This window comes from Altererythrobacter sp. Root672 (assembly GCF_001427865.1).
Classification (GTDB): Bacteria; Pseudomonadota; Alphaproteobacteria; order Sphingomonadales; family Sphingomonadaceae; genus Croceibacterium_A.
Genome location: NZ_LMHH01000003.1, coordinates 504,004 through 517,254, shown reverse-complemented (window position 1 = coordinate 517,254; position 13,251 = coordinate 504,004). Strand labels below are relative to the sequence as shown.

Annotated in this window: 15 protein-coding genes; 6 read left to right on the top strand and 9 right to left on the bottom strand. The window is 62.2% G+C overall.

Annotation, left to right across the window (positions count from 1 at the left end; genetic code table 11):
• Positions 1 to 116: 116 nt before the first annotated feature.
• The gene (gene katG, locus ASD76_RS16515) at positions 117 to 2,297 is read left to right on the top strand and encodes a catalase/peroxidase HPI (protein ID WP_055925648.1); all 2,181 of its coding nucleotides are present in this window, start codon (positions 117 to 119) and stop codon (positions 2,295 to 2,297) included.
• Between the two features lie 107 nt (positions 2,298 to 2,404).
• The gene (locus ASD76_RS16510; protein ID WP_055925646.1) at positions 2,405 to 2,800 is read left to right on the top strand and encodes a cupin domain-containing protein; all 396 of its coding nucleotides are present in this window, start codon (positions 2,405 to 2,407) and stop codon (positions 2,798 to 2,800) included.
• An 8-nt stretch (positions 2,801 to 2,808) separates the two neighbouring features.
• Here the strand turns inward: ASD76_RS16510 and ASD76_RS16505 are convergent, their stop codons facing one another.
• The 4 genes from ASD76_RS16505 to ASD76_RS16500 form a co-directional block, all read right to left on the bottom strand.
• Positions 2,809 to 3,708, bottom strand: coding sequence for a hypothetical protein (locus ASD76_RS16505; RefSeq protein WP_156457771.1), 900 nt, complete (start codon positions 3,706 to 3,708; stop codon positions 2,809 to 2,811).
• A gap of 82 nt (positions 3,709 to 3,790) precedes the next feature.
• Positions 3,791 to 4,693 carry a hypothetical protein gene (locus tag ASD76_RS18390; protein WP_156457770.1) on the bottom strand — a complete coding sequence of 301 codons (903 nt, stop codon included), beginning with the start codon at positions 4,691 to 4,693 and terminating at the stop codon, positions 3,791 to 3,793.
• Positions 4,690 to 5,535, bottom strand: coding sequence for a HEAT repeat domain-containing protein (locus ASD76_RS18385; RefSeq protein ID WP_156457769.1), 846 nt, complete (start codon positions 5,533 to 5,535; stop codon positions 4,690 to 4,692). Before ASD76_RS18385 ends, ASD76_RS18390 begins: the two co-directional genes overlap by 4 nt.
• 393 nt (positions 5,536 to 5,928) lie before the next feature.
• Positions 5,929 to 7,197, bottom strand: a complete 1,269-nt coding sequence (locus ASD76_RS16500) for an aspartate kinase (protein WP_055925640.1) — start codon at positions 7,195 to 7,197, stop codon at positions 5,929 to 5,931.
• 51 nt (positions 7,198 to 7,248) lie between these two features.
• Between ASD76_RS16500 and ubiG the strand changes: the two genes are divergently transcribed.
• The 4 genes from ubiG (at position 7,249) to ASD76_RS16480 (ending at position 10,657) form a co-directional block, all read left to right on the top strand.
• On the top strand, positions 7,249 to 7,986 hold the full coding sequence (gene ubiG / locus ASD76_RS16495) for a bifunctional 2-polyprenyl-6-hydroxyphenol methylase/3-demethylubiquinol 3-O-methyltransferase UbiG (protein WP_055925637.1): 738 nt from the start codon (positions 7,249 to 7,251) through the stop codon (positions 7,984 to 7,986).
• Between the two features lie 19 nt (positions 7,987 to 8,005).
• Positions 8,006 to 9,259 (top strand): metal-dependent hydrolase family protein, encoded by a 1,254-nt coding sequence (locus ASD76_RS16490; RefSeq protein ID WP_055925634.1) that lies wholly within the window; start codon positions 8,006 to 8,008, stop codon positions 9,257 to 9,259.
• A gap of 164 nt (positions 9,260 to 9,423) precedes the next feature.
• Entirely contained in the window at positions 9,424 to 10,314 is an 891-nt protein-coding gene (locus ASD76_RS16485; protein WP_055925631.1) for a bestrophin family protein, read from the top strand.
• 1 nt (position 10,315) lies between these two features.
• Positions 10,316 to 10,657: a GatB/YqeY domain-containing protein gene (locus ASD76_RS16480; protein ID WP_055925628.1), complete on the top strand. Its 342-nt coding sequence runs from the start codon at positions 10,316 to 10,318 to the stop codon at positions 10,655 to 10,657.
• On the opposite strand, the gene ASD76_RS16475 is transcribed toward ASD76_RS16480, so the two are convergent.
• From ASD76_RS16475 to ASD76_RS16455, 5 genes are all read right to left on the bottom strand, one after another.
• Positions 10,654 to 11,001, bottom strand: a complete 348-nt coding sequence (locus ASD76_RS16475; protein ID WP_055925624.1) for an arsenate reductase — start codon at positions 10,999 to 11,001, stop codon at positions 10,654 to 10,656. The genes ASD76_RS16480 and ASD76_RS16475 overlap by 4 nt on opposite strands.
• Positions 10,998 to 11,312, bottom strand: a complete 315-nt coding sequence (locus ASD76_RS16470; protein ID WP_055925621.1) for an antibiotic biosynthesis monooxygenase family protein — start codon at positions 11,310 to 11,312, stop codon at positions 10,998 to 11,000. Before ASD76_RS16470 ends, ASD76_RS16475 begins: the two co-directional genes overlap by 4 nt.
• Positions 11,312 to 11,782 carry a crossover junction endodeoxyribonuclease RuvC gene (ruvC, locus tag ASD76_RS16465; RefSeq protein WP_055925619.1) on the bottom strand — a complete coding sequence of 157 codons (471 nt, stop codon included), beginning with the start codon at positions 11,780 to 11,782 and terminating at the stop codon, positions 11,312 to 11,314. Before ruvC ends, ASD76_RS16470 begins: the two co-directional genes overlap by 1 nt.
• 148 nt (positions 11,783 to 11,930) lie before the next feature.
• Positions 11,931 to 12,674, bottom strand: a complete 744-nt coding sequence (locus ASD76_RS16460; protein ID WP_055925616.1) for a YebC/PmpR family DNA-binding transcriptional regulator — start codon at positions 12,672 to 12,674, stop codon at positions 11,931 to 11,933.
• A 55-nt stretch (positions 12,675 to 12,729) separates the two neighbouring features.
• Positions 12,730 to 13,224, bottom strand: coding sequence for a GNAT family N-acetyltransferase (locus ASD76_RS16455; protein ID WP_055925614.1), 495 nt, complete (start codon positions 13,222 to 13,224; stop codon positions 12,730 to 12,732).
• Positions 13,225 to 13,251: the final 27 nt, after the last annotated feature.

Below are 13,251 nucleotides of genomic sequence, written 5' to 3'. Positions count from 1 at the left end.
TCTGGACCGGCGATTAATCGCTTTTTCCGCACTCGGTGACGCAAGTTAATCGCTTCGCTCGATGCAAAGGCGGAGCTAGCCTCAACGAAAGAATCGCCACTCAGAGGAGACGGATCATGGATGCGAAGACAGGCTCAATCGACGGTTGCCCGATGGGACATACGGGCGGAGTACGCAGCTTGCTTGGCCGCACCAACAGGGACTGGTGGCCCGAAATGCTGGCGACCGAGATCCTCAATCCCAACGGCCCGTCGAACCCGCTGGGTGAAGACTTCAACTATGCCGAAGCGTTCAACACGCTCGACTATAACGCGCTCAAGGCCGACCTGACCGCCCTTATGACCGACAGCCAGCCTTGGTGGCCGGCGGACTATGGCCACTACGGCCCGTTCTTCATCCGCATGGCCTGGCACGCGGCGGGAACCTATCGCACGGCCGACGGACGCGGCGGCGCCAACAGCGGGCAACAGCGCTTCGCCCCGCTCGACAGCTGGCCCGATAACGGCAACCTCGACAAGGCCCGGCGCCTGCTGTGGCCGATCAAGCAAAAGTACGGCAAGGCCATCAGCTGGGCCGACCTGTTCATCCTGACCGGCAATGTCGCCATCGAAAGCATGGGCGGCCCGGTCTTCGGCTTCGGCGGCGGCCGTCCCGACGTGTTCGAGCCAGAACGCGACATCTACTGGGGCTCGGAAGACAAGTGGGTCAACGAAGGCGTGCAGACCCGCATCGATCTCGAACAAGGCCTGGAAGAGCTCGAAGGCCCGCTCGCCGCGATCCAGATGGGTCTGATCTACGTCAACCCGGAAGGACCGGGCGGCAATCCCGATCCGCTGCTGTCAGCGCGCGACATCAAGGAAACCTTCCACCGCATGGCGATGAACCATGAGGAAACCGTCGCGCTCACGGCGGGCGGCCACACCTTCGGCAAGGCGCACGGCAATGGCGACGCCTCGCTGCTCGGCGCGGCTCCGGCTGGCGGCGATCTCGCGGCGCAGGGCTTCGGTTGGGTTTCCAGCCACGAGAGCGGCGGCATTGGCGAACACGCCGTGACCAGCGGCATCGAGGGCGCGTGGGTCAATACGCCGACGGAGTGGAGCGAGAACTACTTCCGCCTGCTGCTCGACTATGACTACGAGCTCGTCCACTCGCCCGCAGGGGCCCAGCAGTGGCAGCCGGTCAACCAGAAGCCCGAGGATATGGCACCGGCATCGTGGGATCCGAACATCAAGGTCCCGACGATGATGACCACCGCCGACATGGCGCTCAAGATCGACCCGGAATTCCGCGTAATCAGCGAGAAGTTCCGCAACGATCACGAGGCCTTCAAGGATGCCTTCGCCCGCGCCTGGTTCAAGCTGACCCACCGCGACATGGGCCCCAAGGCCCGCTATCTCGGACCGGAAGTTCCGGCCGAAGACCTGATCTGGCAGGATCCGGTTCCCGCGGGCACCACCCCTTCGGAAGCCGAGGTCAGCGCGGTGAAGGCCAAGATCGCCGCGAGCGGACTTACCGTGAGCCAGTTGATTAAGGCCGCCTGGGCCTCTGCCAGCACTTATCGCAAGTCGGACTTCCGCGGCGGCTCCAACGGCGCACGCGTTCGTCTGGCGCCGCAGAAGGACTGGGAGGTCAACGAACCGGCGATACTCGCAACGGTGCTAGGCACGCTGGACGGCCTGCGCGGCTCGCTGTCGCTGGCCGACGCGATCGTGCTCGGCGGCGTGGTTGGCCTTGAGAAGGCGATCAAGGATGCGGGCGCTAACGTGGCGGTCCCGTTCACCGGCGGCCGTGGCGACGCTTCCGAGGCGCAGACCGACGCGGAAAGCTTCGCGGTGATGGAACCGCAGGCCGATGCGTTCCGCAACTACCTGCCGAAGAAGCTGGCGGTGAAGACCGAGGAACTGATGCTCGACCGCGCCTCGTTGCTCGGCCTGTCGGTGCCGGAAATGACCGTCCTGGTCGGGGGCCTGCGTGTCCTCGGCGCCAACCACGGCGAGCGTGGGCACGGCCACTTCACCAAGCGGTCGGGCCAGCTGACGAACGACTTCTTCGTCAACCTGCTCGACATGACCAACGTGTGGAAGGCGGTCGATGGCTCGGATGACGAGGAATACATCGCCACCGACCGCGCCGGCGGCCACGAGACCTGGCGCGCGACCCGCGCCGACCTGGTGTTCGGCTCCAATTCGGAGTTGCGCGCGGTAGCCGAGGTCTATGCCGAGAAGGGCGGCCAGGAGAAGTTCGTGAAGGACTTCGTCAAGGCCTGGACCAAGGTGATGGATGCGGGCCGCTTCTAACCTGAAGTGACCTCATGCGGGCGGCGGCACGGCGCCGTCGCCCGCCCCTCCCGGAACCATTCCCGCGCCTGCCGCATATTCCCTGCACAACCAGCAGGAGACCGCGCGTGAAGGGGTTCGTCGACGATATCGAGAAGCTGACACTGGATAACACCGACTTCCGCCGGGTTATCTACACCGGGCACAATATCCAGCTGGTGCTGATGTCGATCAATCCCGGCGAGGAGATCGGCGCCGAAGTCCACGACGACCGCGACCAGTTCTTCCGGGTGGAAGGCGGCGAGGGGATCATCTCGATCGACGGCGTCGACCACGCGGTGAAGGACGACGATGCGGTGATCGTGCCGCAAGGGGCGAAGCACAACGTCAAGGCGACCGGCTCAGCGCCGCTCAAGCTCTACACCATCTACGGCCCGCCCGAGCATATCGACGGGACGGTGCACGTGACTTGCGAGGATGCGCACAAGGCGCACGAGCATTTTGATGGGAAGACGACGGAGTAGGAGGGCTGTTAGGGACCGTCCGACCGCAATGCGTCGACGAATTCATCCGGTCGATCCACGTGGATGCCTAGTTTCGAGACGGACTTCGAAGTTCCAAACGGCCCGTGCAAAGTGATCTGTCCATGAAATTGCATCAGGACGTTGGGAGAAGAGGCAGCCCCCATCTTGGCCAGGCCTTCTTCAATCGGCACGCCTGGAAGAATTCGGCTTACCTTTTCCAGTACGGTTCTTGGGAAGCTTGCCCATTGGATATTCCCAATCCTCAAAGTGACGTGATTGGCGCTCAAGATGGACGGGCGATTGCGGAGTGATTTCAGCAATCCGAAGATATAGATCGCACTAAAGATTCCGATCGCGGTGACGACTGACGCGAGGTCATGCGACAGCTGCCGCAAGACGATATGGAGCAAAGCGATCTCGACGAAGCTGAGCACCAGTACCGCAACAAGCATTGGCGCAATCATGCCGTATGATGTGAAAGACCTTTCGCCCGTCGAAAGGCCCGGACGACGCCAACTGGTGAAAGCCGCCCACAATATCCCAAGTTCGAGACGCAACACGGGGGCCATCTTCACCGGAAAAAACGCCTCAAGAACGCGCTCATCCAAATCGTGGGCCGTCGGCCGCGCCACCAGAACCCGAACAAACCCAAGCATGAGGTGAAGTCCCACCGGAAATGCTAGTGCCGCTAAGAGGAGCGGTTGATCGAGTTCGCTGGACAACCACTCGGGATAGGTCACCAGGAGAAGGAGAAGCTGTGCTCCCGCCCAGACTTTTGCAATGTCCGCGATGCCTTGCGGCCGCGAGCCGCTTCTCCAAACCCATATTGCCGCCAGGATCGGGGAACTTACTGACACGAACCCTGCGACTGGTTCTGGGGGCAATGCTCCGGCTGTCCACCTCGCCATGAACAGGAAGCCGAACGTGAAAATTATTGAAGCGAGCCGACGACCACTTTCTCTTTTTCGACCTGGAAGAGTGTCCGGACGTTCACCCACCGGCGTGCGATCTCGCGAAATTGCCTGTCACTGGTGTCTTGGAGGCCAACTCAACAACAGAAGAAGTTGCGTCTATGGCAGCGCGTTCAAATTCGGCGGGTGCAATGCCTCCAATGGCGTTCAATGCCACCGCCTTGGTCTTATCGCATGGAAAATCGCGAATAATATCCTTTAGAATTCCAACAGTTTCATCGTTCCCAAGCCAACCAGCAGACTCGATGATGAATAGCCGATTTGAAAGTAGATCTCCTGCCCCCCCTACGATTTTCGACTCTTCTACATCGAAAATATACTGCTGCTGCCAATTCGGCATTGAATTTCGACAAATAATATTGAGAGAAACTGACACGTCCTCCGGCACATATTGAATATGAAGGTCCTTTCCGGATCGAAAATTGATCATCCGCCCAGGACTGAGTTGAAAACGACCCTGATATTCGAGGTCAACCCCTTCTCCGGCATACCCCTCATACAGAGCATAGTCATACGTATATATATCGGTTTCATAGCCAGGACCGAAATACCCAATAGTTAAGAAATCAAAGTTGTGATCGTGTGGCAAATCATATGAATATAATCTCTTCTCAAACTCCTCCGTTCGCTTACCAAGCTTTATAGGCAACCAGATATTTGCCCTAAGGTAGAAATCACTATTGCTCTTTATGTGCAGAGACTGAGGTTGATTTCCATTTTTGCTCGCGCCATCAATTATATCAATTAATTCATTGTGGTAACAATTCAGAACAAATTCCCGATTGTTTGCCAGTGCTCGAAGTGACCATGCGTGCTCTAAGAGGCTGTCGCTGTCTCCAGGGATGACATTCGACGTGATGAAATCGAAAAATTCATCAAGTTCGAACGATTTATCTGTTTCGATGTCGAGTATTTGACTCATCGAATTATCTCCCCGCCAAGGAGTGGGCTTTCCTTCGATCTAGCCAAAGACCTCACCTCAGGATGAGGATCGGACGTCAACTTGGCGATCGCCTTAAGGCCAGCTTCTTCGTCAATGGCAGCAATCGTCTGCGCAGCAGCCCAACGAACAAAGTGACGTTCATGCTGAAGAAGAGGAAGAACTAGATCGACTGTTTCGCCGTTTCCGCATGTCGATAATAACGTCAATAAAGTCGTCAAATTGCTTTCAAATGATTCGATTGGCGCGAGGGCAATGGCCTTGTTGGTCTCTCGAGAAAAGGTCCATTCGAAAGACTCTAACGGCGAGCCATTCAGGCGAAGGGTCAAACCCCTCGCCCCCGTGTCACTGGCAGGCCGCCAATCCAATATATCAGTCGATCCGGGCCGCATTACGATCTGATTTTTGCCGGGGGTCACGCTTTCAATCTCAGTTATTGAAAGATCACGATCCAGGACAGAAAAATCATTTGGCCGATTGCAGCGATATCGAACGACTTTTACAGAGTCGGTCTTCCCTATATTTGATTGAATGGCGTTAATAGGAGATAGGTACAAATATCTAGTTATTCTATTATGAAATATTACAGACCATCCGCTGAACGGAGTTCTATGTAATACTATGAAACTTCCAGACGTCCGGTCAGCGGTAATAGGTAAGTGATTGTCGCGTATCTGAGTCAAAATGCCATTCATGACTTCGACGTGCAGGTTGCGAGCCAGAGCTTCCGCAAAGACGCTCAATGACAGATCAAAAAAGGCGTCCGGATCACGCGCCCTAATTATCTCATCATCGAGATGTTGGGCGATTTCGTTGAATTCCATCTCCTGGCCCCCTCGAATGAGGGGGACACGAAGTCCCCCTCTTCTTGAAATCAGAGGCCGAAATCAGGAAGCGATAACGATCGCCCAAATGACGGCGATGATGGCTACCGACTCGGTTGCGCCTGCCTTATCCACGGGACTGGCAAGTTCTGGCAACGAAAGGGCGGGCTTTCCTTTAGTCCATTTCATCGGTTTTCTCCCATAAAGCCGCAGCGCTGTTTTGCTGACCGGCTCCAGGAAGGCTAATTCACCAGATTGAAACTTAAATACGTGATATTACTGATGAATATTGGTGTATCCGGAGCCAATTGCACAACGCCAGCCCCTCCACCATCCGCTTCGCGGACGGTCCCCCTCCCCATCGCTTCGCGACAGGGAGGATTGGTTTTCAAATCACTCCGCCGGTTCGTCCGAATCGAGCCCGTAAGCCGTGTGCAACACGCGCACGGCCAGCTCGGTCTCGTCCTCGTCGATCAGCACGCTGATCTTGATCTCGCTGGTGGAGATCGCCTGCACGTTGATGCCGCGATCGGCCAGCGCACGGAACATCGTCGCTGCGACGCCCGCGTGGCTGCGCATGCCGACGCCCACGACCGAGATCTTGGCGACCTTGCTGTCGGTGATGATGCGGTTGAAGCCGATGGTGTCGCGCTTGTCCTCGAGCAGCGCCTGGGCGCGGGCGAGGTCGGCTTGGGGGACGGTGAAAGTCACGTCCGTCTCGCCCTTATCGCGGCCGACATTCTGGATAATCATGTCGACGTTGATCGCCGCTTCGGCCAGCGGGCCGAAGATGTGCGACACGGCGCCCGGCCGGTCGGGCACGCGGGTGAGTACGACACGGGCCTCGTTCTTGTCGTGAGCGATGCCGGTGACCAGCTGGCTTTCCATCTGCGAACCTTCCATTTCCTCGTCGGAGACGATCATCGTGCCGGGCAGGTCGTCTGCCGGCGGGGCATCCTCGTCGATGAAGCTGGAGAGCACCTGCACGCGCACCCCTTCCTTCATCGCCAGACTGACCGACCGCGTCTGCAGCACTTTCGCGCCAACAGACGCCAGCTCGAGCATCTCCTCGTACGTAACGTATTTGAGCTTGCGCGCCCGGGCGACGATCCGCGGATCGGTGGTGTAGACCCCGTCCACGTCGGTGTAGATGTCGCACCGGTCGGCGCCGATTGCCGCAGCCACCGCGACCGCCGAAGTGTCCGAACCGCCACGGCCGAGCGTAGTGACGCGGTTCTCTGCGGAAAGACCCTGGAAGCCGGGGATGACGGCGATCTCGCCACCATCCATCGCCTCAACAAGAGCCGCGGAATCGATGTCCATGATGCGCGCCTTGGCGTGCGCCTCAGCCGTATGGATCGGCATCTGCCAGCCGAGCCACGAACGCGCCTTGCAGCCCATGGCTTGCAGCGTCAGCGCCAGGAGGCCGCTCGTGACCTGCTCACCGCTGGCGACGACGACGTCGTATTCCGCCGGATCGTAAAGCGGATTGGCCTCGCGGCAGAAGTTGACCAGGCGATCGGTCTCGCCAGCCATCGCCGAAACGACCACCGCAACCTGGTGCCCGGCGGCCTGCTGCTTGCGCACGATATTGGCCACGCGGCGGATGCGCTCGGTCCCGGCCATAGAGGTGCCGCCGAATTTCATCACAATGCGGGCCACGAATTAGCGCTCCTGCTGGTCTCAAGTTCCGCGCGCTGTTAGGGGTGAGCGATGCCCGATGCAACTGTCGCAAATGCAACCATCCGTCCGGAGGAAGCGGCGCACTTCGCTGCGCTGGCGAAAGACTGGTGGAACCCCAAGGGCAGCTCGGCCATGCTGCACCGCCTCAACCCCGTGCGCCTGGCCTTTCTGCGCGAAGCGATCGACCGCCATTGGGACGGCAATTCCACCAGCATGAAGCCGCTCGCGGGCAAGAGCGCACTCGATGTCGGTTGTGGTGCGGGTCTGCTGTGCGAGCCGCTTGCCCGGCTCGGCGCGGACATGACCGGTGTAGATGCGGCGGCTGAGAACGTCGAGGCAGCGGCAATCCACAGCGAAGGCTCCGGGCTCGACATCCGCTACATGGCAGGCGAGCTCTCCTCACTCGGCCTGGGTCAGTTCGATCTAGTCACCTCGATGGAAGTAATCGAGCACGTGGCCGACAAGGCGGCCTTCGTTTCGCAACTGGCGGACCGTCTCGCGCCCGGCGCACTGATGGTGCTTTCAACCCCAAACCGCACCCCGCAATCACGCCTGCTGCTGATCGGCGCGGCCGAGGCAGTCGGCATGGTTCCACGCGGCACCCATCACTGGGACGACTTCGCCACGCCCGACGAACTGCGCGAGCTACTCGCCGAGGCCGGCCTCACCATGAGCGAGCCGCGCGGGATCGCGTTCTCGCCGATGAAGGGCCTGCATCTCTCGAGCGACCTGTCGCTCAACTACATCGTGACCGCCACGAGGACCTAGAACCGGGGGGCTTTCCAGAATGCGTTACCTGATTGCCGGGCTGACCGCCCTTGGCCTGGCCAGCACCGCCCAGGCCGAAACCGTCTACGTCACCGCCGGGCGCCTGCTCGACGTCGAGCGCGGCCGTTATGTGGAAGCGCCGCTGATCCGGATCGAGGACGGGCGGGTCGCCGAGGTCAGCAGCGGTGCCGCCCCCGCTGGCGCCACAGTGATCGACCTTTCCGGCAAGACCATCCTGCCCGGCCTGATCGACATGCACGTCCACCTCGACGGGCGTCCCGAATATAGCGGCTACAGCTCGCTGCAATTCACCGACCGGTTCTGGACCGTGCTCGCAGTCGAGAACGCGCGCCGCATGCTGCATGCCGGCTTCACCACCGTGCGCAACGTCGGTGACGAGGACTACAACATCGCCGGTGTCGACCAGGCGATCGACGAAGGCTGGGTGCCCGGCCCGCGCATCGTCAACGCCGGTTATGCGCTGGGCGCCACCGGCGGGCATTGCGACGAGACCTACCTGCCGCCGAGCTTCCACGCCAAGAGCCCCGGCGCCGGTGATGGGGCAGAGGAACTGCGCGCCCATGTGCGCGAGCAGCGCAAGTACGGCGCCGAGGTAATCAAGGTCTGCGCCACGGGCGGGGTGTTCTCGCGCAATACCGAACCCGGCCAGCAACAGCTCACCGAGGAAGAACTGCGCGCGATTGCGGACGAGGCGCACTTCTGGGGCCTCAAGGTCGCCGCGCACGCCCACGGCGCCGCCGGGATCAAGGCCGCGATCCGCGCCGGGATCGACACCATCGAGCACGCCAGCCTGATCGACGACGAGGGCATTCGCCTCGCGCTGCAGCACGGCACCTGGCTCACTATGGATATCTTTAACACCGAGTACACCCAGGCCGAGGGCCAGAAGAACGGCGTGCTGGAAGAGAACCTCGAGAAGGACCGCCAGATCGCCCAGATCCAGCGCGACAACTTCCGCCGCGCGCATGCGGCGGGCGTCAAGATGCTGTTCGGTACCGACGCTGGCATCATGCCGCACGAAACTGCGGCGGGGCAGTTCCGCATCATGGTCGACTACGGGATGACTCCCATCGAGGCGATCCGCGCGGCGACAGTCAACGCGGCTGATGCCCTGGGGCAGAAGGGCGAGGTCGGCACGCTGGCGCCGGGAGCCTGGGCTGACCTAGTGGCGGTCGACGGCGATCCGCTGGCGGACGTCACGGTGCTGACCAACGTGTCCGCCGTGGTGAAGGGCGGCAAGCTGGTCGATTGATCAGATCCTCCCCGAGCTCGCTCGGTGAGGCACGAGCGACCGCATCTCTACCCCACTTCGTCCTAAGCCTGTTGAAGGGCGAGGATGACCCACCCGCGCGAACTCTGGAGGGGGCGCAAACCCCCTTCCCCTCATGGCCAATCCGCCCCTAAGGGCCTCGCACCATGATTGTCCGCGACAAACCCACCAAGCTCGAACTCGCCTTCGCCATCCGCGGCTCGATAGTGCCCGCGATCGCCCCACGCATCGGCTTGCTGATGCTGTTCTCCGCTGTGATGGTCGTGCTCCACGACACCCTGCCGTCCTTCCCCGAGATCGACGCGATCGGCTTCACCGTATTCGGCATCGCGCTCTCGCTGTTCCTCGGCTTCCGCAACAACGCGGCCTATGACCGCTGGTGGGAGGCCCGCAAGCTGCTTGGCGGCCTGCTCGCGGACCTGCGCAGCTTCGCCCGCGAAGTGCAGATGTTCGTGAGCGACCGCGCCAGCCAGGAAAAGATGATCCGCCTCTCGCTGGCCTTCATCCACCTGCACCGCGCCAACTTGCGCCAGTTGCCCAACGACCCGCAGGCCAAATCCCTCGGTGGAAAGCTGGCCGATGCCCCCCACCCGCCAAACGCCGCGCTCGACGCGATCGCCGAAGAGGCCGCCTGGGCCTATCGCGCGGCTCAGATCGACGGCTTCGGCGCCAAGGCGCTGCAGGAGCGCCTCGGCAGCCTCACTCAGCAGCAGACCGCCTGCGAGCGCATCGCGACCACGCCGCTGCCTTACGTCTATTCGCTGCTGATCTACCGCACGACCTACCTCTATTGCCTGTTGTTCCCCCTGGCACTGGTCGGTCCGGCCGGCTGGATGACGCCGCTGTTCGTCGGCATCGTCGCCTATGTCTTCCTCGGCCTTGCCGAAGTGACCGAGGACTTGAGCCACCCGTTCGGCACCACGCCCAACGCCCTGCCGCTCGACGCGATCTGCCGCCTGGTGGAAATCAGCCTCGCCCCGCACTTGGGCGAAAAGGCGCCGCAGCCGCTGGCGGCGAAGGACTACTACCTGAGCTGACATGAGCGCGACCGAACTCAAGCAGCGCCTGCGCGCGGACCTCAAGGCCGCCGTGCAGGCGCGCGCCGCCGACGAAGCTCGGCTGCTGCGCGTGCTGATCGCCGCGCTCGACAACGCCGAGGCCGTGCCCGGAATGCAGGACAACACCAGCTCGCGCGCATTCGGCGACCCGAGCGGCGAGGTGGCCCGGCTAGAGCTCGACACTGCCGCGACGCAGGCGATCCTGACGAAGGAACGGCACGAGCGCCTGACCGCCGCCGAGGACTACGAACGCCACGGGCAAGATGAACCCGCCCAGCGCTTGCGCGACGAAGCGGAGCTAATCGCCCGCTATCTGGATTAGCCGAGCGCTACCGCCCAATCGGCTTCCTTGAAGCCGACCAGCAGGCCGCCCGGATACTCGACCACCGGCCGCTTGATGCAGCTCGGGTTGGCGGCCATCACCGTCACGGCCTTGGCGGCATCGAGGTCCTGTTTGTCGGCGTCGGGCAGCTTCTTGAACGTGGTCCCGGCGCGGTTGAGCACTTTCTCCCAGCCAGCCTGCTCGACCCACCTCGCCAGCCTGGCCGGATCGGCACCTTCCTTCTTGTAGTCATGGAAGGTGTAGGCGATCCCCTGCGCGTCGAGCCAGACGCGCGCCTTCTTGACGGTGTCGCAGTTGGGAATGCCGTAGAACTCGATGCTCATTGCCGGGCCTTGTGCTGGAATTCGTGGATGCGCGGGTTGTCGCAGGCGAACAGCGTGTAGCTCTCGTAGTAGTCGTTGCGGCCGCGGCCCTGGACTTCGAGATGCTCGACCTGCCGCCGCCAGTTGAGGGCAGCGGCCTCGTCGGCCCATTCGGACATCGCGATCACCTCGCCATCGTCGGCGACGTAGCTCTTGAACGAGAGGTATCCGGGCTGAGCCTGTGCCAGTTGCAGCATCCGCTCGGAGTCCGCCTGATAGGCGGCGTAGTCGATGTCGGCGCGCTTGCGGTTGCGGAATACGACGAGAAACATCAGCGGCCTCCCAAATGCGCGTCGGCAATCGCAACGGCGAGCGCGTCGGCAGCATCGGCGCCCTCGATCTTCACGCCTGGCAACAGGATCTTGAGCATCGCCTGGACCTGCTGCTTTTCCGCCGCGCCAGTGCCGACGACCGCCTTCTTGACCAGTCGCGCGGCGTGTTCGCTGACCGGGAGCGAGGCCTGCCCGCAAGCCGCGAGCACCGCCCCGCGCGCCTGCGCCAGCTTGAGCGTCGATTGCGGGTTTTTGTTGAGGAACACTTCCTCCACCGCCGCGCGATCGGGCGAATGCGCGCCGATCACGGCAGCAATGGCGTCGTGCAGGTGATGCAGGCGCGCGGCCATCGGCGCCTTGGGATCGGTCGGAACCTGCCCATGCGCAACATGGCTGAGTCGCGCTCCCTCGCTGCGCACGATCCCCCAGCCGGTGCATGACAGCGAGGGATCGAGACCGAGTATCAGCATAAATCCTCCCCGGCACGGGGAGGGGGACCATCCGCAGGATGGTGGAGGGGCACGGGCAGGGAAACGAAACCTGTGAGCAAATGGAGCACCGGGAGTGCCCCTCCACCCCCGACTTCGTCGGCGGTCCCCCTCCCCGTTCCTGGTAGGATCAGGAGAGCTTCTCCATCACCTCGTCGGAGACTTCGTAGTTGCCCCATACGGCCTGCACGTCGTCATCGTCTTCGAGCGCGTCGACCAGCTTCATCAGCGTCTGCACGTCGCCTTCGGCGACATCGACCGTGAGGTTGGGCTTCCACGCCAGCTTGACGCTTTCGGCCTGGCCGAGGCTGGCTTCGAGCGCCTTGGCGACTTCATGCATCCCGTCCATGCCGGTCCAGATCGTGTGACCCTCTTCGTCGCTTTCGACGTCGTCGGCACCGGCCTCGATCGCGGCTTCGAGGACCTTTTCCTCGCCGCCCGCGCTCGCGGGATATTCGATCATGCCCATGCGCTCGAACCCGTGGCTCACGGCGCCGGTCGCCGCCATGTTGCCGCCGTTCTTGGAGAACGCGGTGCGGACGTTGGTGGCGGTGCGGTTGCGGTTGTCGGTCAGCGCCTCGACGATCAGTGCCACGCCCGCCGGGCCATAGCCTTCGTAGCGGATCTCTTCGTAGTCATCGCCTTCGTTGGCGCTGGCCTTGTCGATCGCGCGCTGGATATTGTCCTTGGGCATCGAGGCCGCGCGGGCGTTGTTGACGGCCAGGCGCAGGCGCGGGTTCATGTCGGGATCGGGCATGCCCGACTTGGCCGCGACGGTGATCTCGCGCGAGAGCTTGGAAAAGGCCGCGGAGCGCTTCTTATCCTGCGCGCCCTTGCGGTGCATGATGTTCTTGAATTTGGAATGGCCGGCCATGGGTGTCTTTTTCTCGTGGCTGAATCGATGCGGCGCCTTACACCGGGCGCAAGGTTCAGAGCAACCGCTGCCACCAGCCCACGTCGCGCCAGCCGCCGAGCTTCCAGCCGACCTCGCGATAGATACCGACAGGCGTGAAGCCCATCGCCTCGTGCAGGCCGACGCTCGCCTCGTTCGGCAAGGCGATCCCGGCAAAGGCAGCGTGGCAGCCTTTGCGAGCGAGCAAGGGGAACAGCTCGGCATAGAGCGCGCGGCCAAGGCCCTGCCTGGCGTGAGCCGGATCGACATAGACCGCGACGTCGCACGAGCTGGCATAGGCGGCGCGGCTGCGATGCGGCGAGCCGTAGGCATAGCCGGCGATGCCGTCAGCCGCCTCCGCCACGATCCAGGCGTGACTATCGCCGTACTCGCCCATCCGGCGCGCCATCTCTGGCGCGTCGGGCGGATCGAGTTCGAAGCTGACCCAGTTGTCGGTCACGTACGGCGCATAGATCGCCGCGCAAGCCGCGGCATCGCGGCTGGGATCGGCGGGGCGGATCAGCGTGAGCACCGAAGCGCTTTAGCCCGAAACGCCCCC

Coding starts and splice junctions, on each gene's coding strand:
- ASD76_RS16460 (WP_055925616.1), bottom strand. CDS start 12,674: ATGGCCGGCCATTCCAAATTCAAGAACATCATGCACCGCAAGGGCGCG.
- ASD76_RS16470 (WP_055925621.1), bottom strand. CDS start 11,312: ATGTTTCTCGTCGTATTCCGCAACCGCAAGCGCGCCGACATCGACTAC.
- katG (WP_055925648.1), top strand. CDS start 117: ATGGATGCGAAGACAGGCTCAATCGACGGTTGCCCGATGGGACATACG.
- ASD76_RS16485 (WP_055925631.1), top strand. CDS start 9,424: ATGATTGTCCGCGACAAACCCACCAAGCTCGAACTCGCCTTCGCCATC.
- ASD76_RS16490 (WP_055925634.1), top strand. CDS start 8,006: ATGCGTTACCTGATTGCCGGGCTGACCGCCCTTGGCCTGGCCAGCACC.
- ASD76_RS16475 (WP_055925624.1), bottom strand. CDS start 11,001: ATGAGCATCGAGTTCTACGGCATTCCCAACTGCGACACCGTCAAGAAG.
- ASD76_RS16505 (WP_156457771.1), bottom strand. CDS start 3,708: ATGGCGAGGTGGACAGCCGGAGCATTGCCCCCAGAACCAGTCGCAGGG.
- ASD76_RS18385 (WP_156457769.1), bottom strand. CDS start 5,535: ATGGAATTCAACGAAATCGCCCAACATCTCGATGATGAGATAATTAGG.
- ruvC (WP_055925619.1), bottom strand. CDS start 11,782: ATGCTGATACTCGGTCTCGATCCCTCGCTGTCATGCACCGGCTGGGGG.
- ubiG (WP_055925637.1), top strand. CDS start 7,249: ATGCCCGATGCAACTGTCGCAAATGCAACCATCCGTCCGGAGGAAGCG.
- ASD76_RS16480 (WP_055925628.1), top strand. CDS start 10,316: ATGAGCGCGACCGAACTCAAGCAGCGCCTGCGCGCGGACCTCAAGGCC.
- ASD76_RS18390 (WP_156457770.1), bottom strand. CDS start 4,693: ATGAGTCAAATACTCGACATCGAAACAGATAAATCGTTCGAACTTGAT.